The 23,871-nt window shown below is 47.6% G+C and carries 24 protein-coding genes; 14 read left to right on the forward strand and 10 right to left on the reverse strand.

Annotated features, from left to right (window positions below; all coding sequences use genetic code 11):
• The first annotated feature begins 15 nt into the window (after nucleotides 1-15).
• Nucleotides 16-765, forward strand: coding sequence for a two-component system regulatory protein YycI (gene yycI / locus BMX45_RS10280; RefSeq protein WP_090909595.1), 750 nt, complete (start codon nucleotides 16-18; stop codon nucleotides 763-765).
• 7 nt (nucleotides 766-772) lie between these two features.
• Nucleotides 773-1,576 carry an MBL fold metallo-hydrolase gene (locus tag BMX45_RS10285; protein ID WP_009591509.1) on the forward strand — a complete coding sequence of 268 codons (804 nt, stop codon included), beginning with the start codon at nucleotides 773-775 and terminating at the stop codon, nucleotides 1,574-1,576.
• Nucleotides 1,577-1,734: 158 nt separating this feature from the next.
• Here BMX45_RS10285 and BMX45_RS10290 read toward each other — a convergent pair whose 3' ends face one another.
• Entirely contained in the window at nucleotides 1,735-1,998 is a 264-nt protein-coding gene (locus BMX45_RS10290; RefSeq protein WP_175495081.1) for an alpha/beta-type small acid-soluble spore protein, read from the reverse strand.
• A gap of 1,101 nt (nucleotides 1,999-3,099) precedes the next feature.
• On the opposite strand from BMX45_RS10290, the gene BMX45_RS10295 reads away from it, so the two are divergent.
• From BMX45_RS10295 to BMX45_RS10305, 3 genes are all read left to right on the forward strand, one after another.
• Nucleotides 3,100-4,467: a S1C family serine protease gene (locus tag BMX45_RS10295; RefSeq protein WP_090909596.1), complete on the forward strand. Its 1,368-nt coding sequence runs from the start codon at nucleotides 3,100-3,102 to the stop codon at nucleotides 4,465-4,467.
• A 405-nt stretch (nucleotides 4,468-4,872) separates the two neighbouring features.
• The gene (locus BMX45_RS10300) at nucleotides 4,873-5,040 is read left to right on the forward strand and encodes a CxxH/CxxC protein (RefSeq protein WP_007129186.1); all 168 of its coding nucleotides are present in this window, start codon (nucleotides 4,873-4,875) and stop codon (nucleotides 5,038-5,040) included.
• A 187-nt stretch (nucleotides 5,041-5,227) separates the two neighbouring features.
• Complete coding sequence (locus tag BMX45_RS10305) at nucleotides 5,228-6,268, forward strand: dynamin family protein (RefSeq protein ID WP_090909597.1); 1,041 nt, start codon at nucleotides 5,228-5,230, stop codon at nucleotides 6,266-6,268.
• 103 nt (nucleotides 6,269-6,371) lie between these two features.
• Here BMX45_RS10305 and BMX45_RS10310 read toward each other — a convergent pair whose 3' ends face one another.
• The 3 genes from BMX45_RS10310 to BMX45_RS10320 all read right to left on the reverse strand — a co-directional run bounded on the left by BMX45_RS10310 (nucleotide 6,372) and on the right by BMX45_RS10320 (nucleotide 7,446).
• A complete protein-coding gene (locus BMX45_RS10310) occupies nucleotides 6,372-6,665 on the reverse strand; it encodes a hypothetical protein (RefSeq protein WP_090909598.1) in 294 nt (97 codons plus the stop codon).
• A 110-nt stretch (nucleotides 6,666-6,775) separates the two neighbouring features.
• On the reverse strand, nucleotides 6,776-7,228 hold the full coding sequence (locus BMX45_RS10315; protein ID WP_254778048.1) for a HEAT repeat domain-containing protein: 453 nt from the start codon (nucleotides 7,226-7,228) through the stop codon (nucleotides 6,776-6,778).
• Between the two features lie 44 nt (nucleotides 7,229-7,272).
• The gene (locus BMX45_RS10320) at nucleotides 7,273-7,446 is read right to left on the reverse strand and encodes a DUF3934 family protein (protein WP_090909600.1); all 174 of its coding nucleotides are present in this window, start codon (nucleotides 7,444-7,446) and stop codon (nucleotides 7,273-7,275) included.
• A 269-nt stretch (nucleotides 7,447-7,715) separates the two neighbouring features.
• On the opposite strand from BMX45_RS10320, the gene BMX45_RS10325 reads away from it, so the two are divergent.
• The 3 genes from BMX45_RS10325 (at nucleotide 7,716) to rlmH (ending at nucleotide 10,165) form a co-directional block, all read left to right on the forward strand.
• Entirely contained in the window at nucleotides 7,716-8,294 is a 579-nt protein-coding gene (locus BMX45_RS10325; RefSeq protein ID WP_015738090.1) for a TetR/AcrR family transcriptional regulator, read from the forward strand.
• A gap of 76 nt (nucleotides 8,295-8,370) precedes the next feature.
• Entirely contained in the window at nucleotides 8,371-9,495 is a 1,125-nt protein-coding gene (locus BMX45_RS10330) for a cytochrome P450 (protein ID WP_254778023.1), read from the forward strand.
• Nucleotides 9,496-9,685: 190 nt separating this feature from the next.
• Entirely contained in the window at nucleotides 9,686-10,165 is a 480-nt protein-coding gene (gene rlmH, locus BMX45_RS10335; protein WP_090909602.1) for a 23S rRNA (pseudouridine(1915)-N(3))-methyltransferase RlmH, read from the forward strand.
• 284 nt (nucleotides 10,166-10,449) lie between these two features.
• Here the strand turns inward: rlmH and BMX45_RS10340 are convergent, their stop codons facing one another.
• The 5 genes from BMX45_RS10340 to BMX45_RS10360 all read right to left on the reverse strand — a co-directional run bounded on the left by BMX45_RS10340 (nucleotide 10,450) and on the right by BMX45_RS10360 (nucleotide 15,487).
• Nucleotides 10,450-11,634: an MFS transporter gene (locus BMX45_RS10340; RefSeq protein ID WP_090909603.1), complete on the reverse strand. Its 1,185-nt coding sequence runs from the start codon at nucleotides 11,632-11,634 to the stop codon at nucleotides 10,450-10,452.
• A gap of 88 nt (nucleotides 11,635-11,722) precedes the next feature.
• A complete protein-coding gene (locus tag BMX45_RS10345; protein ID WP_254778024.1) occupies nucleotides 11,723-12,769 on the reverse strand; it encodes an LLM class flavin-dependent oxidoreductase in 1,047 nt (348 codons plus the stop codon).
• 62 nt (nucleotides 12,770-12,831) lie between these two features.
• A complete protein-coding gene (locus BMX45_RS10350) occupies nucleotides 12,832-13,113 on the reverse strand; it encodes an ArsR/SmtB family transcription factor (RefSeq protein WP_090909604.1) in 282 nt (93 codons plus the stop codon).
• A 550-nt stretch (nucleotides 13,114-13,663) separates the two neighbouring features.
• Complete coding sequence (locus tag BMX45_RS10355; RefSeq protein WP_090909605.1) at nucleotides 13,664-14,536, reverse strand: SDR family oxidoreductase; 873 nt, start codon at nucleotides 14,534-14,536, stop codon at nucleotides 13,664-13,666.
• Between the two features lie 96 nt (nucleotides 14,537-14,632).
• Nucleotides 14,633-15,487, reverse strand: coding sequence for a helix-turn-helix domain-containing protein (locus BMX45_RS10360; RefSeq protein ID WP_090909606.1), 855 nt, complete (start codon nucleotides 15,485-15,487; stop codon nucleotides 14,633-14,635).
• 797 nt (nucleotides 15,488-16,284) lie between these two features.
• Here BMX45_RS10360 and BMX45_RS10370 point away from each other — a divergent pair.
• The 4 genes from BMX45_RS10370 to BMX45_RS10385 all read left to right on the forward strand — a co-directional run bounded on the left by BMX45_RS10370 (nucleotide 16,285) and on the right by BMX45_RS10385 (nucleotide 20,191).
• Entirely contained in the window at nucleotides 16,285-16,872 is a 588-nt protein-coding gene (locus BMX45_RS10370; protein WP_090909607.1) for an RNA polymerase sigma factor, read from the forward strand.
• Nucleotides 16,847-17,911, forward strand: coding sequence for a hypothetical protein (locus BMX45_RS10375; RefSeq protein ID WP_090909608.1), 1,065 nt, complete (start codon nucleotides 16,847-16,849; stop codon nucleotides 17,909-17,911). Before BMX45_RS10370 ends, BMX45_RS10375 begins: the two co-directional genes overlap by 26 nt.
• A gap of 116 nt (nucleotides 17,912-18,027) precedes the next feature.
• A complete protein-coding gene (locus BMX45_RS10380) occupies nucleotides 18,028-19,101 on the forward strand; it encodes a hypothetical protein (protein WP_090909609.1) in 1,074 nt (357 codons plus the stop codon).
• 16 nt (nucleotides 19,102-19,117) lie between these two features.
• Entirely contained in the window at nucleotides 19,118-20,191 is a 1,074-nt protein-coding gene (locus tag BMX45_RS10385; RefSeq protein ID WP_090909610.1) for a hypothetical protein, read from the forward strand.
• A 545-nt stretch (nucleotides 20,192-20,736) separates the two neighbouring features.
• Here the strand turns inward: BMX45_RS10385 and BMX45_RS10390 are convergent.
• A complete protein-coding gene (locus BMX45_RS10390; RefSeq protein WP_090909611.1) occupies nucleotides 20,737-21,843 on the reverse strand; it encodes a PRK06851 family protein in 1,107 nt (368 codons plus the stop codon).
• Nucleotides 21,844-22,162: 319 nt separating this feature from the next.
• Between BMX45_RS10390 and pnuC the strand changes: the two genes are divergently transcribed.
• Both pnuC and BMX45_RS10400 read left to right on the forward strand, forming a co-directional pair.
• Nucleotides 22,163-22,834 (forward strand): nicotinamide riboside transporter PnuC, encoded by a 672-nt coding sequence (gene pnuC / locus BMX45_RS10395; protein WP_254778049.1) that lies wholly within the window; start codon nucleotides 22,163-22,165, stop codon nucleotides 22,832-22,834.
• The gene (locus BMX45_RS10400; protein WP_090909613.1) at nucleotides 22,831-23,841 is read left to right on the forward strand and encodes an AAA family ATPase; all 1,011 of its coding nucleotides are present in this window, start codon (nucleotides 22,831-22,833) and stop codon (nucleotides 23,839-23,841) included. The genes pnuC and BMX45_RS10400 overlap by 4 nt, the downstream gene beginning before the upstream one ends.
• Nucleotides 23,842-23,871: the final 30 nt, after the last annotated feature.

A 23,871-nucleotide genomic window follows, 5' to 3' on the forward strand; every position in this document is an offset into this window, starting at 1 on the left:
CAAGGAGGGATATTCATGGATTGGGGCCGTGCCAAAAATGTTCTGATTTACGCGTTTTTGCTGCTGAATCTGGTGCTGGGCTATCAGCTCTGGATGGACTACCGCGAGCAGGTCGGCTCCAATCTGGATTTCACCTCGCTTTCCGAGAGCACCCAGCAGGTGATGGAGGAGAATGGGATTCAATTGCTGAGTCCCATCCCGACGGAAACGCCGCAGCTGCCCAAAATTAATTATATCTACAGCGCGGAAGCCCAGGGCGAGCCGGTAGGGCTGGAGCAGCCGGTGGACACGAAGCTGATTTATGCCGATGAGAAGGAATTGCGCAATGCACTGGAAGGCAAGATTGCGAATCTCGGGAACTATCGCCATGACGAGCCGTCAGACAAGGAGAATGTCTTCATATTCCGGCCGTTGGTGCAGAAGGAATGGCCGCTGTTTAACGTGGAGTTGGAGTTTATCCATGAAGCCCAGAAGATCCATGCGTTTCGCGAACCCGTGTTTGAGATTCTGCCAAGCAGCGATATGGAGGAACAGAAGGTTCTGCCTGCATCGAAGGCCTTGGAAACCCTTATCGAGCGTAATTTCATCCCGCCTGACTCGGCGGTACGCGATATTCAGCTTGGTTATTATGGGCAGTTGTTTAATACAGAGGATCAGTTGGCAGCACCGACGTGGCGGTTTACGCTGGATCATGGCGAGATGATCTATGTACAGGGCATCAGCGGGGACGTGCTGACGCCAAAAAGCGATACGACAAAGGAGTAACAAGACTATGGGGATTTCATTTTCCGTGCTGTCGAGCGGCTCAACGGGCAATGCGACCATTGTCCGCAATGAGGATACGACACTGCTGATCGATGCTGGCTTAAGCGCAAGGCGCATCGATGAGCTGTTGAAGGAACGCGAAATGATGGGAGAAGAAATCGACGGAATCCTGGTTACGCATGAGCATTCGGATCATATCCGGGGGCTTGGCGCGGTGGCGCGCAAATACAATCTGCCGATTTATGCGAATGAGAAGACGTGGGAAGCGATGAGCAAGTCGCTGGGCAAGATTGCGGAAGAGAACCGGATTGTGCTGGAGAGTCATGAGGTCAAGGATTTTGGCACGCTGCGGGTGGAGCCGTTTGAAATATCCCATGACGCTGCGGCACCGGTCGGTTACTGCTTCTATGACGGCGACGAGAAGCTGGGCGTTGCTACGGACCTCGGTTATGTCAGCGATAAGGTGAAGAAAGCGCTGGATGGATCGGATGTGCTGGTGCTGGAAGCCAATCACGATATCGAGATGCTCCGGATGGGACGGTATCCGTGGAATACCAAGCGCCGGATTCTCGGCGATATGGGGCATTTGTCGAATAATTCGGCAGGCGATGCTTTAAGCGAATTGCTGACAGGCGATACTAAACGGACGTATCTGGCCCACCTCAGCCTGGATCATAACATGATGGACCTGGCAAGAATGACCGTACGCGATACGATGGAAGACCGCGGCTGCTTCTTCAAGGACAGCGAGTTTAAATTGTGCGATACGTATTATGACCGTCCGACCCCTTGGGATAAAGTCGGGGAATAGTTTAGTGAGACAGCTTGCCTTGGACGAATTCAGCATTCATAACATGGATATCTTTATATAGGCATGAACATAACAGCCCCACGGTCAAGATGGATTGATGACGTGGGGCTGTTTGCTGTTACGGACGGACGTATCACGTGCTGAGAAACGGCTTGTCTCTAACGCTTGCTGAGGCTTTCTTGCGCCATACGAACCATTTCCCGAACCATGGAACCGCCGATTGCACCGCCGACTTTACCCGCCTGTTCGGTGGTCAGGTCTCTGTTGTCTCCGGGTTTCAATGGTACGCCGAGTGATTTGGCCACCTCATATTTGAGGTCCTGCTGCCGCTGCGGGTCGACTTGATAGCCTTCGTTCCGCATCACGTTTGTCATGAACTGCTGCATTTCGGGACTCCGGTGCCGCCGTGATCTTCTTGCCATCCTTAACCCTCCTTGCATATGATTTCCCCTTTATAACATTCCCTGCGGTCAACCCGCAGATGAATGGATAACCTAACCAATGCCAGGAGACGGAGGAGCAGATCGAAATCCTATGGCTTGCGCAGGCGATGTGCTTTTTCGATAGGCCAAACAGGGTAGATACTGCAGAGGGGACGGGGAAGTATTTTTGCAGCGGAGAGGTTCGGAAAGAATAAGTGACGGTGAATCCAAATAGGAATGATGTGTGGGTCGCCGGAGAGCTGTGGCGCGGCATTCCGAAATGAAAATATTTGGCTTGGAAGACCAACCATGCTGCCATTTTCTTAACACATTTGTTCGGTATAGTCTTTAAAGGGGGAATGCAGGAATCAAGGGTAGCCGCTGCCAGGATTGCGGGGATGAGGGAATAGGGGATCATGGAAAATCCTCGAAAAATGGAACCTTTTGGCTGTCTGGCTCGTATACAAGGGTATTGTGTTCACCCGAACAATCGCTATGATCGAATGTAAAATCTCTCTTTACACAGACTCTTAAAATTGCCATCAATTTAGCATTTGTTTTTACCAAAGAAAGCTGACGTGAACCTGTGTTCGTGTGGTACAATAGGAGCACCGGAAGGTGCGCGGGCTGTGGTTAAGCACCTGCAACGAACTAGAGCACGGGGTGCTTGTATACGCCAAATGCAGCCGGCCCAGGTATTCCCATCTTTTTTAGAAAAAAACGGATGTTTCGCGCTTAAAACGCCCTGTTTGTGGTAATAGAAGGATACAGGGTTTTTTTTGAACGGTCGGGTGTCAATACATACCTTTTCTGGAACTAGATTTCTGGCTGTGGGTTCAAATATTGGATAAGGAGCGATATTTCACTAAAAGTTCAAAGACTGTGCTCAAAAATGCAACTTTTTGAGCCCCAGAAGAGTCATACATTAGAGAGATATCTAACAGGTGGCACGCTGCCGATTCATAGAAAGATAGATACATGCGGTGCAAGGCGGTTGTTATGACGACAAGATGATTTTAGTAGGTCAGTCGGTAATGGCGGTAGGTCTGAAGCTGGTAAAGTATCTTGACGCGTAGCAACCAAGGGGAGAGAGGGATCGCAATGGGATTGTTTGACGATGATTTCTATTCAACTAAAATTTCCAGACGGAGCAAAAATACCAGCGAGGACCGATCTGAGCGAACGAAGTGGCGGACCACCCGCCGCAGGAAGGGTTTATCCACATTCCAGATTTCCGCGATCAGTTCCGTGTGCAGCGCCTTGATTGCGGTGATGCTGTTCAGCTTCATTACAGGTCATCCTGCGACGTCGTCACCGATTACCATGATCAATGGCAGTCATCAGCTGTCCACGTCGGATGGGGATCCTTATGAACGGATTATTAGCGCTGCCCAGAAGGTGCGTCCTGCGGTTGTCAGCGTATTGACGCATAAAGAGACACCGCTGCCTGAAGAGGAAGGGATCGAGGGTGAAGGTCTGGAAGAGGAATCCGGCACGCTGCCTGAGAATGAGGGCGACTTCGAGCTTCCGGAAGGGTTCGACTTTGGCGATGATTTTGATTTCGGCGAGGATTTCGGCGGCTCGCAAGAGGATGCCCTTGGATCTGGCGTCATCTTCAAGAAACTCGAGGGCAAAGCCTTCGTGATTACGAATAACCATGTGGTGGAAGGCGCCGATTCCCTGGAGGTTGTTCTGGTAGGCGGCGAGAAGAAAAAAGCGACCTTGGTCGGCACGGACAACGTCAGCGATATTGCCGTTCTGTCGATTGACAGCAAAGGCATCGGCGAGGTTGCCGAATTTGGAGACTCCTCCAAGCTTCGTCTCGGCGAAACGGTGATCGCCATCGGCAACCCGTTGGGTTTAGGCGATACGCTGACCTCCGGGATTGTCAGCTATACCAACCGCATCATTCCGGTATCCCTGAACCAGGACGGCATTTACGACTGGGAGCAGGAGGTCATCCAGACCGACGCAGCCATTAACGAGGGCAACAGCGGAGGCGCTTTGGTGGACCTGAACGGTAAAGTCATCGGCATCAACACGATGAAGATTGCCGACACCGGCGTCGAAGGACTCGGGTTCGCGATTCCGGTCAACGAAATTACGGAGGTCGTGACCGAGCTGATGCTGAAGGGGCATATTGCCCGCCCTTATCTCGGCGTATACACCGTCGACTTGAGTAATCCGTATGCTCCGCTGAGCAAGAAGGAGAAGGAGGATCTCAAGCTGCCGAAGACGGTAACCGAAGGCGTGCTCGTGCTGGATGCGCTTGGACCTGCGCTGGATGCCGGTCTGCAGCTGAACGACGTGATCGTGAAGCTGGATGGCAAGCCGATTACAACGACGCTCCAGCTCCGCAAGCACCTGTACTACAACACGAAGGTGGGCGGAGACCTGAACGTGACCTTCTATCGTGACGGCAAGCTGCAGTCGCTGAAGGTCAAGCTGGAAGAGAAGCCTGGAGAATAACGCAGGCTGTCTTGGCGGACGATCCGCGAGTGTACCATTATTCATAAAGATGTGCTTGTTCGGTGTTTATAGAAGCAAATAGCGGGTTATATTATCGTTAGCATGGAATAGTATCCATATATAGAGATGGAAAAAGGTTAGATACGAGCCGTTGAGACGGCCGCGAAAGAGGAGCGTGTTTCACGCTCTTTTTTTGCTGCTCATCTGTAATGAAGTTGGGCGGAAGGTCTTGGGATGTGAAATCCATGGATGGATCGGAAGCATTTGTGGGTTGAAATACAGCGGGGATGGATAAATGGGTCAAAAACATTTCTTTTTCTCGTAGAGTGTGGTAGAACAGAAGAGTGGCTATACTGGTTTGAAGGTAAACACAACATGAGGCGAAAGATAGAAAGGATGCATAGAATGTACGTCGTATGCAAGGAACATGTGGAACTAGCGATCGAAAATTTCGTGGATGAATATGAGGATGCTCCGGATATTGTTGATCTGAAGGAGACCGAGTTTTCGGACTGGGACCCACCGGTGAAGTGCGCGGAGTGCGAGAAGCATGCTGAATTTTTAATTGTGTAATGTGAATTTTTTAATTCAATAAATAATGCGAATGGAAAAGCGTGATGAATTCACGCTTTTTTTGTTTAAGAGAATCATGGAGGGAATCGAAGAAACGCAGCTTCGGTGGACAGTCCTGCGTAGTGTATGATGAATGTATAGATTGCACGGTGGCGCGAAAACCTATCGTGAATGGAGACGATCAGAAATGGATGACTACGGAAAAGCTTGGGAAGAAGAGATCAAGCGGGCAGCCGATGAGGCCTACGAGAAGGAAATGGATGAAATCAACCGCCAGCTGAAGCAGGAAATCCTCATTGCGCTGATTGGCGACGTGAATACGGGCAAGTCTTCCACCATGAACCGGATCGTGGGCGAAGAGGTGGCCGGCGTCGGGGCCGAGCCCGGGGAAACGACGGTGATTCATCCGCACAAGTACAAGGACCATATATCCTTTATCGATACACCCGGATTGAATGATGTGAACACCGCCAATTCGGAGGTGACCTTGAATTACTATAAACAGGCGGATATCGTGCTGTTCTTTCTGAACGCTGCAGGCACCGTGTTCTCGGAGGCGGAGAAGAAGTCATTTGAGAAAATTCAAGGCGTCAACTCGAACATTCTGATCGTGCTGAACAAAATCGACGCCGCGGATGAAATCGATCGCCTGGTGGCGCGTATCCGGAAGGAGACCGGAGGGCGTTATGAAGTTATGCCGGTGTCCTCACGGACGGGCCAGAACATCGATCGGCTGCGGAGCAGCATTCTGGAGATGCTTAAAAAAAAGTCTAAAGACATCCTTTTTGCCAAAAGCATCAAGGAAAAGTCGGCGACCGCCAACGGGTGGATCATCGGTGCCTCGATCTCGGCAGGAGCAGTAGGCGCATCCCCCATCCCCGGGTCGGATATCATTCCGATTACCGGCATTCAAGTGAGTCTGCTTACCCGGCTTGCGGTGCTGTACAATAAGCCGATCAGCAAGGAGACGGCGAAGGAGCTCGTCATTGCCACGATATTCGGGAATATCGGGAAGAGCATTTTCCGGCAGATCGTGAAGGTGTTCCCTGGTGCTGGATCGGTCGCCGGAGCGACGGTAGCGGGTGCTACAACCATGGCGCTGGGATATGCAGTGAAATACGCTTACGAGCACAACATCGAGATCAATACGGCGAATATTACAAAGCTCTATAAGAAATTCAGGGAAAAGGCCGGGACAGAATCGGAATCCAAGTCCGAGACGAAGTGAGCAATTTGTTGTCGAAATGCATACCACGTTCAAGGATGGAATAGAAAAAGGGGCCTTCGGCCCCTGATCATAGCTGCGTCATAGCAGCGACATTTATCATTATTTACTTCATGGCAGCCGCATGATCGGCTTTGGCCTGCTCCAGCATCGATTTCCAATCCGGGAAATCGGTTTCTCTGGAGACATGACGGTCAAACAGTTCGTCCGGAATGTTGTCGATATCTTCGTGCGTTTCCACTTGGAAGTTACCTTTTACCACAAAATCCCCAAAGCTGTTATGGGATGAATGTTTACGCATAAACGATTCATTGAACAGCTTTTCCAGAGAGATGTTATCCGGGTCCTCCTGTACCGATTTCTGGCCTTGCAATTCCTTCAGCAGATCATCAAACGACATGGGCTTTTGCTTTCTCAGAGTACCACTCCTATAAATTAATATTTGTGTTCAGTATAACATATCCGGAGTTCTCATATACATGGTGAGCATCCGAAAGGCTGGGCTCACCGTTATCTTCTTAACAAGGAAGACCACGTTTGCTCCAGCCAGCTGTCGAAGTCGGCGCCTTTGTCACCCTCGTACGCATCGTAGATGTCGATTCTCATCTTCTTCAGCTTCTCTTTGAAATCTTTATACGTGTGGTCACGGGGAAGACTTTTTTTGATGCGCAGGAGCACCTTCGAAACGTCCTTCATCAGCTCGCCTTTGCGTCTTTCGGGCATCTGCACGTCCTCGCCAAAGGCCTGAAGTTTATGATAGGCAGCTTCCCGCACTTGGTGAACCGCATCCGTATTCAGTCTATGCAGCAAAATATCGATGGATTTCTGGTTTTTCCATTTTCCCAGCTCTTCAACGGCGTTTAAGCGTTCTCTCCAATTGGCGTTTCGGTTGGCGGAGCTTTTCAGTTCCTCATAATTCGACGGCATGTCCGTCAAAACTTCTTGATTGTCCAATCCGTTCATCTCCTTCATTAGGTTGTGTCAGGGGTTTTAAAACCATATGTTCATTATGGGGTACCTTTAGGATTACCGGCGTCCGCTGCATTGTCCGCCTGCTTGGTCCCTTTACTCGTATAAGGTTTGGGTTTGCTCTTGGCTCTTCTTGCGCTTGCATCCCATCGGCTCCAGCCTTTCTTGCCCGTGCCTCTGCCTGTTCCGCCCTTGCCCTTGGATTTACTCAACCCATCACTCCGTTACGGTATATTCTTGTTCCTATATGCTGATTCTTTACCAGCCCTGTTGAAATATACACCGTATTGGTCCATATGTATAGGATACCACGGAAATAAACCTAAGAATCGAAATAGATCGCGATGGAATCCAACATTTACATGGGGGAAAGGGACCTATTTGTTGACTGATTTATTCCAGCATGGTATCTTATTTTTGAACTGACCAGTCAGAATAAGAACAGTGAACTAAATTTAGCTGTGAAAGGGCCGACCCTATTGTGAGCAAAGAAAAAATTATCCAAGCAGCCATTGAAGTATTCTCCGAGAACGGATACCACCGCGCAAGCATGGACGAGATTGCCGCCCGCGCCCAGGTTGCCAAGGGGACACTGTACTACAACTTTCCGGGCAAATCCCAGCTCTTCAAAACGGTGGTGAAGCAGGGGTTTGAGGATATCATGCAGCGGACGGAAGCGGATCTGAATTCCTCCCTGCCGATGAAGGAGAAGATTGAGCGGACGATTCGCCATCATCTGGATTTGTTTCTGGAATCCCGACATTTCTCGCACATCGTATTCAATGAGATTTCCAACGGTATTGAGCAGGATGTCCTGGATGAGTTAAAGGAGCTTAAGCGGAATTATTTAAGCTTTCTGGCAAGCATGATTGAGGAAGGACAGTGTGAGGAGAACCTGTGCCGTGCCGTGGATCCCAACCTGGCCGCTGCCAGCATCGTCGGTACGCTGGAGAGCACTTGCAATTACTACTTGAATCATCAAGATCGGTATTCGCGCGAGGATCTGGAACGGTTTGCCTTTACGATGATTACCCAAGGCCTGTTTATATCGCTTGAATAAGCAAGGCCTTCTTTTTTTACATGCCTATAACTGACCAGTCAGTTCAAATTTGATGAGGAAAGCGAAGGTGTTAAGCATGGAATGGAATAAGAACGGTTTACTCCCGCTGGAATGGTTCCGCCAGATGCGGACGGAATCTCCGGTGGCGGCGATGGATGGTGGCGGAGCCTGGAACGTATTTAAATACGAGGATGTCAAAGCGGTCTTCACAAATTACGAAGTGTTCTCTTCCCAGGGCTCCTCATCCTCCGCTGACCCTATTGAATCCAGTGTGCTGCGGCAGGATCCGCCGAAGCACCGCCAGCTGCGCAAGCTGGTATCCCATGCTTTTACGCCTCGCATGATCGAATCGCTTGCCCCCAAGATCCAGGAGATCACGACATCTCTGCTGGACGAAGCGGAGAAGAAGGGGAAGATGGATATCGTGGCCGATCTCGCAAGTCCGTTACCGATCACGGTGATCGCGGAAATGCTCGGCGTATCGATGGAGTATCGGGAACGGTTCAAGGCTTGGTCGGATGCTCTGGTTGGCGACAATGCCGATGCCTATTACCAATGCCAGCGCGAGATGAGCGAATACTTCTCCGAGATCGCAGAGGACCGTCGCCGGCATCCGCAGGACGATCTGATCACAAAGCTGGTCGAGGCCCGTATCGACAATGAACACCTGACCGAACTGGAGATTATCGGGTTCTGCATTCTCCTTCTCGTCGCCGGCAACGAAACGACGACCAACCTGATCTCTTCGGCCGTGCTCGCCTTCGACAGCCTGCCTGAGGTCCGTGCAGCGGTGCTTGGAGATTCACAGCTGCTTCCTGGGGCCATTGAGGAAGTCTTCCGCTACTTCTCGCCCGTTCAGCTGATGTTCCGCAGCGTGAAGCAGGACACGGTGCTGCGGGGGCAGGAGCTGAAGCAGGGACAGTTCGTTTATATCTGGATGGCTTCGGCCAACCATGACGAGGATGTGTTTGATCAGCCGGACGTATTCAACATTCACCGGAATCCGAACCCTCACTTGGGTCTGGGCAGCGGCATCCACTACTGCATGGGCTCTCAGTTAGCCCGCATGGAGTCCCGAATGGCCCTCCAGACTTTGCTGGACCGTTACCCCGAATACCGCCGGGACCGCTCCGTAGAGCTGGCACGGATGGACAGCACGATGATGTTTGCGCTGAAAGAGCTGCCGGTCATTTTAAAATAGATAGGAAGTGAAGAAGAGCCGCTCCCGTTGGAGAGGGCTCTTTTTTAATATACGGCTTGAGTTTAGTGGAATTGAAAGAGGGTGAGAGCTCTCTTAGGAGGTGGGATGCGTATGGTATGTCCTTTAATTGGCAGTGGCACCATGTTAGAATGAACGTCATAAAGTCGAGTTTAAGGAGCGAAACAGCGCCATGAATATACAGATTGTATGCGTAGGCAAGTTGAAGGAGAAGTACCTGGTTCAGGGCATTGCGGAGTACAGCAAGCGTCTTGCGCCTTATGTGCGCCTGACCGTGCACGAGGTACCGGACGAGAAGGCGCCCGAGAACATGAGCGAAGCGGAGATGCGCCAAGTGCAGGAGAAGGAGGGCGCCGGCATTCTCGGCCACATCAAGCCGGACACCCACGTCATCGCCTTGGCGATCGGTGGCCAGCTGTGGTCCAGCGAAGACCTGGCAGCCCATATGGACAAGCTGGGCACGTACGGGACCAGCAACGTGGCTTTTGTCATCGGCGGCTCTAACGGCCTCTCCGAGGACGTCCTGAAGCGCGCACAGACGAAGCTCAGCTTCGGGCGCATGACCTTGCCGCACCAGCTGATGCGTCTGGTGCTGGTGGAGCAAATTTATCGAGCGGTGAAGATCAATCGGGGGGAACCGTATCATAAGTAGGGCGAAGTTCAGGTGCATTTTGAGATCGGAGCAGAACATAAGGCTAGAGTCGATGTTATTCGTACTCTTGTATAACCGGTCTGCCTGGTTGCGGTTATAAGTGACATTCGGCTCTCAATTCAATACGCTCAAGCGAACCGCTATAAAGCTATGCAATTTGGTTTTCGCAACAGACGGGAAGTCGTTTGCTCTACAAAGCGTCCATTGGATGGAGGAAGTGGAAATAGAAAACAAGAACAAGCAGCGACATACCGCTGCTTGTTCTTGTAATTTTACGCATGGTTTCATTCTTTGCTTGTGACGGATTGTATGCCATTCGCAGACTGACTTCGCATCGAGAACGATAATATAGCCGGAAGGAGTGCGATTGCAACACCAATTGCGCCAGCCACGCCGATTGACTGTAAGGAGAAGCTTTCCACCACAATACCGCCAATGGCAGCTCCGACAGCAATTCCCAACTGGATGAAGGATGTATTCAAGCTCAGAAGGATTCCCGCTGCGCTTGGTGCCAAGCTAATCATATAAACTTGTTGAATGGGACCCGTAGACCAAGCAAAAAACGACCATAACAGCAGCAACGGAAAGACAGCTATTGATGTATGGGCAAAGAGGGACATAAGGATCAAAATAGCAGCGTGGATCATTAAGCTTCCATTCAGCGTACGCGGAATACCTAATTTATCCGCACCATAACCTCCAGCCTGAGCGCCCAGCAAACTTGCTATACCGAATGAAAATAGCGCGATGCTCACCATCCCATTGCTCATACCCGTAATGTTCATCAGAAATGGTGTAATAAACGTGTAAATGATCGTATAACCGACCATCCAAAAGAAGCTAATCGACAAGGTTAATAATAGCTGCGGCCTTTTCAACAGGGCGAGTTGTTCTTTAAGAGGCACATTTGCCTCTCCTTGCGACTTTGGCAACGCCATTAAAATGACCAGCATCGCGATAAAACTAAGAAGGCCGATTCCATAAAAAATTATTTTCCAGTCGTAGGTGCTGGCAATGACTCTTCCCACAGGAACGCCTAAAATAAGCGATAGATTAAATCCCATCATGATAGTTGCTATGGCGGTGCCTTGTTTTCCAGGTCCGGCAATTTGAGCAGAAACAGTTAAGGCAACCACCGTAAATACACCTGTACTAAGAGCTAAGATCACTCTCGCACCAACAAGCATCGGATAGCCCGTCGAGACCACCGTAATTAAATTCCCTATAAAAAAGAGCGCCAAAGCAGCCAGCATAAGTGTTCTCCGGCTTAGTTTAGAGGTAGCCGCAATAAGAATCGGAGTACCCACCGCGTAAGATATGGAATAAACCGAAATGAGTTGGCCGGCAGCAGCAATGGTTACGCCTACATCTTTGGAAACCAGATCCAATATCCCGGCAATTACAAATTCCGAAGTTCCTACTAAAAAACTTATAATCGCTAAAATATAAACTTTCCACGATTTAATCATTTAATTATTCCCCTTTATAATTCTATATATCTAAAAATACAGAAATGATAACAATGAAGGATTGCAATTTCTTAACATCTTACTTTCTTTAATGCCTAGCTAGCTCCTTGCGGACAAGGGGGGCGACATCTGTTCCAAATCGTTCGATCGTTTTTAACAAATCACGATGCGGAAGCGTACTAAAGTCAACGTACAAAAGAAAACGAGTCAAGCCCAGTTGTTTGGTTACACGCACGATCTTTTCTGCTACATATTCTGAATCTCCAACATAAAGAGCGCCGCGAGGGCTCAGTGCTTCCTCATATGCACTTCGTGTATAAGTCGCCCAACCGCGTTCCCTTCCAATTTGATTCATTTGTTCGGCCATAATGGGATAATACTTTTCTCTGGCTGCTGCAAACGAGTTGGCAATAAAACCATGCGAATGACAGGCGATTTGCAATTGATTAGGATCGTGCCCTGCTTGTTGGGCTGCTTTAAGATATAACTGCACTAAGGGAGCGAAACGCTCCGGCATGCCGCCTATAATGGAGAAAATGACAGGAAGACCAAGCTGACCGGCACGAATGGCCGACCCCGGACTGCCGCCATTAGCAATCCATACAGGAAGCGGGAATTGTTGCGCTCGCGGGTATACGCCCATATTGTGCAGCGGTGCACGATGGTTGCCACTCCATGATACGTTCTCTGAAGATCGTATTTTGAGTAAAAGCTCCAATTTCTCATCGAATAATTCCTCATAATTTTGCAGGTTATATCCGAAGAGCGGAAAAGATTCGACAAAAGAACCGCGCCCGGCCATGATCTCGGCCCGCCCATTTGTTAAGTTATCCAGAGTGGCGAAATCCTGATAAACACGGACTGGATCCGACGAAGACAATACCGTAACGGCACTGGACAACCGAATATGGTTTGTAGTAGCTGCAGCCGAAGCCAAAATAATTGCCGGCGATGAGCTTGTGTAGTCCATGCGATGATGTTCACCGATCGCATAGACATCAAGACCGGCCTGATCAGCCAGCTGAATTTCTTCCATCGCTTGTCGCAGTCGTTCGCCTGGCAGAACGCCCCCTCTTTTGGGGTTGGTGTGAAGAAATGTAGAGATTCCAAGTTCCAATGGCACGCGATTTTCCAAAATGGTTTCCCTCCTTTATCTTTTCTATAATTCTAAAGATATAGAAATGATGCTTAAAAAATTTACGCCAGTAAATATGGCGCAAACTTCATTGCCACTTCTTGATCAACGCTGTAGTGAATAAACGAACCGTTCTTTCGCGACTGGATTAAACCCGATTCCGTCAGCTGCTTGAGATGATGGGATAACGTTGAACCGGCTACGTGTCCAAGCTGTTCACCGATCGCGGTAACGCATTGATTCTTTTGCTTTATTAGCATTAAGGCAATTTTTAGTCGTGTAGGCTCACCTAGAGCCTTGTATACTTTGACAGCTTGCACTAGATCGTGATCGACATCAGCCATTAAATTCTCCTTTCCGCCATCATTTCTATATTTATGGAACTATAGAAATGATATTACCACCTAATGACTGAGGTGTAAAGTGAAAATTTGGCTGTTTGTCAATCGTCTATGAAAATGTCACCTTAACTCGTCCGAGAAAATGCCACTTTCAAATTTTGCCCGAAGCGCTCACCAAAGCGCTTCGGCATAGCTATACGATTGCCGAAGCGACGAGGTCAGAGGGATTTTACAGCTAAATATGGACCTGACCGTGGCCAACCAGATTATGGCTTAACCATCAAGCAATAAGCTTAAGAAGACTTAAAGTACACTTTAAGGCAAGCGTAATTTTAATACAATCGCTTGTTGCGTAACGTCGACACATTGCTGGCCAAGCACCGGTATTAATTAAATGAGTCTGCTAAAGTGAGCAGGCATAGCGAAGTCTGGCTTCCACAGGGCCGCCATTATTTTCGCAGATAGACCCGTTAAGGTGAACCGTATCACAAATAAGGGCAAGTTTTAAATATGCTCCCCTTTAAGTAGAGGATGTCGAATGCTTTGGTATCCTTTAAAATGGTTTTATCACATCATCTGAATCAGTGGAGTAAGCCAGCTCTTTCTGTGCTTCCAGAGCGGCCAGTCTGTCCAGCAGGGCTGCCCGGATTTGCTCATAGGCGTCACTGCCCAACGCCATACGTATCGGACCCTCTCCCTGGTCGACACGACGAATAATCTGCTGCGCCATTTTATCCGGATCGCCGACAACCATTTGATTGAACATGCTCATATCTATACCAGGCAGTTCTCCCTTCATCAGGCTAACGAATTGGCCCGCCTCCGTATCCCGGTATTCGTCCATCCGCTCGCCGAATATGGCGTTGCTTGTAATGAAATTCGTTCGGATTCCGCCGGGCTCCACCATAGTGGTCTTAATATTGAACGGAGCCACTTCCTTAGCTAGCGCTTCAAAGGCTCCTTCGACCGCCCATTTCGAAGAGCAATACAGTCCCATACCCGGAATAGAATAATGACCCGCCATACTCGAAATCTGTACCATGTGACCGCCGCCCTGCTTGCGGAAAAAGGGCAGGACTGCACGCGCTGCACGCAGGGAGCCAAGCACATTGGTCATGAACTGATGCTCAATTTGTCTGTCGCTTGCTTCTTCGACTGCGCCATACAAGCCATAGGCTGCATTATTGACAAACACATCGATCGTGCCCAGTTCTGAAAATGCACGTTCCACGACTTCAGCAATTTGCTGAGGGTTTGTCAGATCTAAATTAGCCAGCCATAGTTGGGAGCCGTACTCTGCCTGCAGATCATCCAGCACCCCCGGCTTGCGTACCGTTGCGGCTACACGGTCCCCTCTATCCAGCAACCGGCGAGTTATACGTGAAGCCAAGCCTCCTGATGCTCCTGTAATGAACCAAGTTTGCATGCTAAACACCCTCCATTCGTTGTCATCCACTGAATCATACAAGCAACTGGAAGGAGCTAGCCACAGCACGTCTATACTATTAACGGGAGTAACAGTCTACGGGAGCTGCCTGTCCTGCTCAAGTAAACGTAATAATCTCTCCTCCGTACCTGAACCGGGCACCGGAACAAAGAAACACCAGTGCAGTCCTGGGTCATTATCGATTACAGCCGCGGAATGGAGCTCGAACTCCATCTCCTGTGCGTCAGGAACCCGGAATAAAGCGGTGGCTACGCGTTTTTGTTTGATTTCATATAGCTCCCAGAAATGTACAAACTCCACGCTTTCCCGCGTCAAGCGTTCAAACCGTTCCATATAGAACGGGTTGTTCTTGTAAAGATCGAAGCCTGCCCGCAGAACGGCTACAGCGTAACGGGCAGGGGCTTCCCAGTTCACCAGTCTGTTGCGGTAATCCGGCTTTAAAAACATAATGTCCATCATATTCCGTTCGTTGTCTGGCAGACTGCCGAAATCGGCTACGATCAGTTCCGCTGCCCGATTCCAAGCGATAACATCCGTACCTTCGTCCGTGATAAAAGAAGGATAATAAAGTTGATCTACGATTTTCTGCAAAACTCCCGCATCCGGCCCACCGTTATTTGGCACTGTGACGACGCTCGCCACATCTTCATTGGCCAGATCGAATAGATGCTTCTGCTCGTCTTCGTCAAGCTGAAGCGCTTTGCTGATGCTTAGCAGCACTTCCGGCGAAGGATTCACCTCGTTGCCTTGCTCTAGCCAGGCATAGTAAGTCACGCTTATATTGGCAAGATAAGAGACTTCTTCTCTTCGAAGTCCCGGAGTGCGTCTTCGTCCGGGCAGCGGCTGGATCCCTGCCTCTGAAGGCTGCAAGCGTTCTCTGCGCGATTTTATGAACTCACCCAATGCGGATGAGAAACGATTTGTTTTCAAGCAGCTCACCTCTAATTACTTATATGGAAGAATACGTATCGTAATTAACCAAATGGACTCAGAGCACTTCGTATACGATCATTATAATCTCTGTTAAGGTTTCGTTGCCACAAAAGAGAACCATAACGAGTACCGATGCTGTTACTCCCGTGCACATATGGCCGTTTCGGGGAAATAGACCCGGAGCGCGAGCAGACCCTCGTCAATCCCTTTAAACCGGAGAGCATGATTTCGATCTTCATCCCTGAACACTATGAGGAGTATTTGTAGAACAATATGTATCCTAATTGCTCGATCAAGGTGATTGAGCATCCCATTTCAACTGAAAGCACCAAAGAGATGTTTACTAATCCAGGCCTTATAAAACATAATGGACCTAAACCCCTTAGTCCAAAAGCACAAATGACACGTGCTGAAGTAACTGCCTTGATCGCAAGAATGCTCAAAGTAACCGACCTGATTGATAAGTAATGCAAACAACCATTGATGATCTAGAGTCGTCAATGGTTGTTTTTTTCGCCGATAGACTCGTTAAGCAGCTGCAGCGAAAGCTTCATACTTTAGAACGTATTCATATCTTATGGTAAGACAGGAAAACACATCTGTATGGAGATATAAGCATCATTCTATACTTAAACCTCTCGTTATTCGTTATTTGAGTTATGAAAAGGTTTATCTAGAAGAGTGCTATTTCCTTTATAGGCTGTGTTTTTTTCTTTGTATTATTTTTGAAGTTGCTGTCACAAAATGAGCTGCATTGGTGTTTTAAGAGTGTAGGCAGGAGGGGGGGATGATTTTTGGATAGACAATACAGGGAGCATAAATCAAACTCAGGAGAAATTGAGATGCTGGTTGAAAGGACTAAACTTGGTGATAAGGAAGCTTTCGCTTCCATTATAAGAAACTTTGAAAAACCAATGTATATCTATTGTTACCATATGCTCAAAAGCAAGGAAGAAGCCGAGGATGCTCTCCAAGAAATATTTATTAGAGTATATGAACAAATACATAAGTATCGTCCAAATATGACTTTTTCGGCATGGTTGTACAAAATTGCCTACAATTACAGTCTGAATCAAATCCGGGGCAAAAAAAGGTGGCTTCGTTTTATAGATCGGTATAAATATGATCAGCCTGAGACCTCGACTGAGCCAATAGACAGTCAAACAACACTGAAGGATCTTCTAAATTTACTGACTGCCGAAGAGAGGCATATATTAGTTCTCCGTGCGATTCATCGATATCACTTTAACGAGATTAGTGAAATTATGAATATGAAACCCGCTACTGTGCGCAAAAAGTATGAACGCCTTCGCAAAAAACTACAGACGAAGGAAGTTAATGGAGGAGGGACAGTGAATGCGTCGATCACCAAATCCGTCTAAAACCGTAAGTATTCACCAAGTAGAGCAAATGATTCGGGACACGGAGACGCCAGAGCACAGCATGAGTCAACAGATTGTAGAAAAACTTGAATCCAAAAGAGCGTCAAGACAAAAGCCATTCTTCACAAGAAGAGTGGGTATCATCGCAGCGGCATCGGTTGCGTTTTGTGTGTCTCTAACTCCTGTCATGGCTCAAGCCATAGAGCGGCTGTCCTTGCTTGAATATATTAATCCGTTTGCCAAAGAAATGAAAGTAAATCCAAATGAGAAGGCGGATACCCTTTATGTACAAGGTTCGGATGGGAATAAGAAATTTCATTCGGGGATGATTCGCTTTGATGACATTGAGGATCAAGATTTTAAAAGTCAGCTGCAGAGGGTTTGGAATGAGATTTTTCCCCAAGGAGAAGCAATTCATGATGTGATTATGTACGAATATGAGAAGGACAAATTTCACATAGAGGCGCGAAACGAAAACCGATCCATCCAATTTGACAAAGGTAACTGGTATTATGCGGCACAACCGATTGGAGAGAACGAGGTTCCAGATGCTGCAAAAGATGCAGCGGATCACATTTTCAATAAAATGGGAGATTTTAAACAGAGTAAACGGTCAGTGAGTCGAATGATCCTAAGACCCAATCAAAACCCGGTATATAAGTTCGTGTACAACACTGACAAGGGTTCAATCCTCATTGATGTACAAAAAAATACGAATCAGATCACAAGCATTGTAGCTTTTCCGTTGTCGGATCAACTCAATAAATTGCAGGATAATAAAAATAAATATCGTGACTTGGTTGAGAAAACAAAAGCGATTGAGCTGAGCAAGATTCGTGAAGAAGCCGTGAAACAAGCTAAAGTGTGGATGAATCTGGACTTGGCTGATTATAACGTATCCAAACTTGAATACCGGTTCGATACCTTAACGTTCACCAAAGCAGGTTCTCCAGACGTGACGGCGGTGTACACCTCTAAAGGAACGATCTATTCTATTAAAATTGATCTAAGGCAGTTATCTGAGAAAGGAACGGACTAATTCATGCAATGAGAGGGGGTGATGACTGCTGAGTTCATAGATTTATTTCAATGTGGCTGAAGCGTTCCGTTAAAAACTGTGGGTAAGTAAATAAAAAAATAAAGGAGTTTATTCATATGAACAAAAAAATAATTTTTCCTATCGTCGGAGCAGCCTTATTATCAGGGAGTTTGCTTGGATTTGATACATCGAATCAATCTAATGCATATAACAACGTAATTTCAAATATTGAACAGGGTGTTAAATCAGAGCAAACCCCTATGCAAAAGGCTCAGGATAAGCTTAAAGAATTGACAGGAAATACGTATACGTTAATTCAGGGAACGGCTATGGAAGGTTTTGTGGGTTTTAAAAGAGAGAATTTCAAATATGACATTATTACTTATAAAAAGAATGGTGAACTGGATAATATAGGTATTTCAGTCAATTATGAAGATTTAAACGGTGGGAAATATCAAACCAAACTGAAGGAAACGTGGGAAGCTTTGTTCCCAGGGGAAGAACCGAAATATGTGAGTATCTCAGAGTCAATCAACTATGAGGGTACAATCTCTTCGAATGCTGCGCAAAACAAGCAAATTTATATGCAGGAGAATGGAAATATTTATGGCGTGAATTATGCTCCTGACGAAGCCCCGGCAAGCGTACAGAAGCAGGCTGTTCAGGTATTCTCCAAGCTCACCGATGGAAAAGTCAAGCAAGGTGCTGAATTGGATCGGATGTATGTCCGCGATGGTAAACCAGATGTGTATCAATATAAGTATAAATCAAAAACGATGGATGTAATCTTTGCTATTGAAGAACAGTCGCTGGAGCTGCTCCAAGCCGATGTATATCACAAGGATGGTAAAGGTGTAGACAGTTATGAAGAATTCCAGAAGCGAGAAAATGAAAAGAGTGCAGAGATGAAGAAGTTGACATTGGACACTTTAATGAAGAACGCAGTGAAAGACGCAAAAACGATGCTGGATCTGGATTTGAAAGGATATAAGGGAGAAAGAGGTACAAATGCATGGGATGAGGATTATATGACGTTCACCAAAGAAGGGGCGCCTTCAGTTAGTGCCAGATTTAACAAAGACGGATCATTTAACAGCTTTACCCTTCATAAATATGATCAGAAAATCGAGTTTTACGGAATGACCATCCAAGGTCCACCAAATGAAGAACTCAAATTGTTAATTGACTGAAAAGGGGTTTATAAACATGAAAAACAAAAAGAAAATTTTCCCTATGATCGGGGTAGCTTTATTATCAGGAAGTTTGCTGGGATGCCAGGCACCTGTTCAAGCAGATTCGGCTAACAAGGTAAGTATCAATGCTTCACAGAATGTTAAGGCGGATCAGAAGCTTATGCAGCAGGCTCAGGATAAACTGAAAGAGTTAACAGGCAATACCTATAAGTTAATTCAGGGAACGGCCATGAAAGATGTTATAAATTTTAAAAGAGAGAATTTCAAATATGATACTATTTCCTACAAAAAGAATGGAAAGCTAGATAATATCGGTATCACAATCAATTATGAAGATTTAAACGGTGGGAAATATCAAAGCAAACTGAAGGAAACATGGGAAACGTTGTTCCCAGGGGAAGAACCGAAATACGTGAGTATTTCAGAGTCTATCTACCGAGTGGGTACAATCTCATCGAATGCCAAACAAAATAAACAAGTTTATACGGAGGATGATGGGAGTGTACATGGCGTAAATTATGCACCTGACGATGCCCCGGCAAGCGTGCAGAAACAGGCTGCTCAGGTATTATCCAAGCTTACCAATGGTAAGGTCAAGAAAGGAGAAAAGCTGGATCGTGTGTTTGTCCTTGATGGCAAACCGAATGTGTATCAATATAAGTATAAATCAAAAACGATCAATGTGAGCTTTGCCATTGAGGATCAAACGCTGGAACTACTCCAGGCAAATGTTCAAAGTAATGGTGAAGGAATAGATGATTACAACGAATTCCAGAAGAAAGAAAAAGCAAAAGATGCAAAGCTCAAGAAGCTGACGTTGGATACATTAATGAAGAACGCAGTGAAAGATGCAAAAACGATGATCAATTTTGATTTGAAGGGATATAAGGGAGTAAGAGGAGCAAATGCATGGGATAAGGATCAAATGACGTTCACCAAAAAAGGGGCTCCTACAGTCATTGCCACAATGAATGCAGATGGATCGTTTAACAGCTTTATCGTAGAGAAGAATGGTCAGCATCTCAGTTTCGGCGGAAACACGATCGTAGGGCCTGCCAATGAACAACCAAAAATATTGATGAATTAATTCTAAATGTGGAAATCTCCTATCTCCTATATAACTTGCGGATTCAAACCCTTGGATTTTGATCATTATAGAGCAGAGATTGGTTACGACCTCGCTCAATCATTTTGGTGAAAGGGATACGCCCGCCTCTGAAACAATTCGTTCTATGATAGAGCATTCGTACACCACACTGAAACTGAATCGAATTGAAGCCAAGGTGGATCCGGATAATCTGAATTAGCAAAGCTTCTAGAGAAGTAGTAATAAATAGAGATGATTAAGACTCATTCACAGGAAGCCTCTCCGTAATCCGGAGGGGCTTCCTGTGAATGAGTTCACGATCACCCTGGAGGGGAACGAGGGAATATGGGATGTCGGATATAGGGAAATGAGGTATGCCTGGAATTGGTGAAGGGCGCGCTGAGTTGCGACTGAAGCCGGCCTTGGCTTGAAGGCCATACCGTGGAGCATAGTAGAAGCGGAAGCAGATTCAATTTCAAACGGAGCTCAGCTTGCATTAGACAGCTGGCCCCGTCTGAAATAGCACGCTTTTGGGTGGTATCTTATTATGAAGGCTGAATGGAGCCGATCAGTTCATTCAATTCGGACTGTAATTGCTGGCGGAGTTTCTCTACGATCGAAAAATCGGTGGCCGCTACATAATAGGCCTTAATTTGAGAATCGATGGCTTCGGCTTCGGCCAGATGGGAGGTGGCCTCTTTCATTTTTGCCGAATAGCGTGCTTTGATACCGGCTATTTCGTCAGCATGGGCTTCATCGGTACCAAGGGCTATCGTCCGTATATACATATCTAGGATCTCATCCCCGTCCCGATCGGGAAAGTATTCATGCGGAGCGGTACTGTCGAAGATCGCCGTTCGCAGCTTCGGGAATATCAACATATCCAAACTGTTCGGATCAAAGCCGCAATGAAACACTTGAACGTCGATTCCTTTCTGTTCGGCAGCGGAGGCCAGCTTTTTCAGCAGCGTCGATTTGCCGGATCCCGCCCTTCCTTTGATGAAAATCCGTCTTTCCAGCTGAGCGGTCAAGCTTTGAATAAAATCGAATGCCCCCCTCGGAGTCGCAGCTCCAAAGAATAAGTGACGCGGAGCGGTTGGCGTATCGCTTTCATGACCGGCGTATAATTCTTGAATTAATTCCAGTGCAATCTGATCGGCCTTCGCGAAATCCATGTTATCGATATAATATTTTTCCCACTCGTCATGAATCCGCAATGCCGTTGCGAATGTTTCATACACAGTAGAATAGGCTCTCTCAAGCTGGCCTCTAAGATCTTCTATCGTGATGAAGTCTCCCGGTAAAATAAGGCTGTCATCAAACGCTTCCTCGAAATGGATAAAGACGATTTCCCCGGCCCCGCTATCCGAAATCCCCTTGCAGACCCGCCCGTCGACAATACCAACCTTCAATTCCGTACAAATGATGCCATCCAGTTCGTCGGGACGGAGAGGGGAGTGGAAGCATTGCACATGCAAGCCTTGATCCAGCAGGCTATCCGCCAAGCTTTGCATGACTGTCGATTTCCCCGTACCTTGGGGCCCCGTAAGGACAAAGATCTTGTTCAACCCATCAAATGCGGATCCATACAAGTAGTGAGCCCCGCGCGCAGTGTTGCCGTGGGCAAAATAGTGAGATGATTTTACTACCAACCTGAAACACTCCTTTGTGCCTATTCCGATTCGCAAAGTTTACAGAGTAAGCATGATTGGGATAAGTGCCTATTCATTTGTATATTCCGCATTGTAACAAGTGGTGTTCGTCCTCTCCCATGATTTTCGCTATTTGTTACTACGGGGCTGCAGAAGGTAAAAGATCATGCCTGTAATAAATGGGCAGATTTCACTTGCCCTGCGCAGGCTTTTCTGTTATTTTTGATAGTAATAAAATGTTATTAACAAAATGATCCTAAGTTTGATTTGGCGTTTTCGTTCAACTCAGTGGAGAAAACGGAGGGGATGTATTGTGAAGATGGTTGCGCGCGGCTGGAGCCTGTTCGAAATCGCATGGTTGGCGCTGTTTACCTCGATTGCTGTAGGGTTTACGGTGGTTTCAAAGGACTCTTTATTCGGATTTACCGTTTTTATTACCGGGGTGCTATGCGTGGTGCTTGCGGCGAAGGGCAACCTGATGAGCTATGTTTTTGGCATGTATAATACCATTGGTTACGCTTATCTCGCCTATATTAACGGGTTGTTTGGAGAGGTCATGCTGAATCTGCTATTCTTCGTTCCGATGAACGTCATTGGCTTCTACATGTGGAGCAATCACCGCCAAGACGGCAAGCTGATCATGCGTCAAATGGAGCTTAGAGGTCTGCTTCTCGTTGGGGCAGTCTGCGTATTAGGCTGTTTGCTGCTGGGATATGGGCTTTCGTTCATCCCGGGACAGAACTCGCCTTACATCGATGCGACTACGACGGTGCTGTCCGTTGTGGCCACCTTCTTAATGGTCCGCAGATTCAAAGAGCAATGGCTGGTCTATATTGTGTTGAATTTGTTTACGGTGCTGTTGTGGGCGATTCGATTGCTGGAGGGCAGCAGCGAAGGCATGCTGATGATCGTCATGTGGAGCGCATATTTGGTCAATGCGGTATACGGCTATTACAATTGGAACAAAGGGGCCAAGGAGGTGGCGGCATGAAAACGCTCGGATTAACGCTGGGGAAGTTTGCCCCGCTGCATAAAGGGCATCAGTTCATGATCGAAACGGCGCTGCAAGAGGTCGATGAGTTGATCGTGGTCATGTACGAGACGACGGTCACGCCGATCCCGCTTCATATTCGGGCAAATTGGATTCGACAACTATATCCGGAGGTCCGGGTCATTGAAGCTTGGGACGGGCCGGACGGGTATTCGGATGACCGAGCGCATGAGATTCGGGAAGAACAGTATATCCTCCGTTTACTGAACGGCGAGCAAGTCACGCATTTTTATTCGAGCGAGTTTTACGGCAGGCATATGAGTCTCGCTTTGGGCTCGGTCGACCGGCGGGTCGATGAAGCCCGTGAGCGGGTTCCGATCTCTGCAACGATGATCCGTTCCAATCCATATAAGTATAGGGAGTTCCTAAGTGATATCGTGTACCGGGACTTAATCACGAAGGTGGTATTCGTTGGGGCGATGTCGACGGGGAAGTCGACGATCACCGAAGCGCTGGCACGGCGGTATAACACGACCTACGCGAGCGAATACGGACGCGATTATTGGACCGAGCATCAGGTGGACCGCAGAATCGACCTGGAAGCGTTCGATGAAATCGCTGTGGGTCATATCGAGCGCGAAGAGCAGGCTTTGCTTACGGCGAACCGATTTCTGTTCGTTGATACCAATGCGATTACGACGTATATGTTCGCCCTCGATTACCACGGCCGCGCCCCGGAGCTATTGACCCGGATTGCTCTGGAGAATGCGCAGCGCTACGATCTATTCTTCTTGTGCGACGACGATATTCCTTATGACGATACGTGGGATCGAAGCGGGGATCAGAAGCGGCATGTTTTTCATAAACAGATCATCGCGGATTTGAAGGAGCGGCGCATTCCCTACATTACGCTGCGGGGGAGCCTGGAGGAGCGAATGCGCAAGGTAGACGAGGTGCTGGCGAAGTTCGAGCCCTATCGAAACTATTTCGGGGAGCTGAACGGTTAGCATTCAATGCAGGCAGGGAGTAAAATGAAC

The sequence above is a fragment of the Paenibacillus sp. cl141a genome (assembly GCF_900109305.1).
In the GTDB taxonomy this organism is placed as follows: Bacteria; Bacillota; Bacilli; order Paenibacillales; family Paenibacillaceae; genus Paenibacillus_AQ; species Paenibacillus_AQ lautus_A.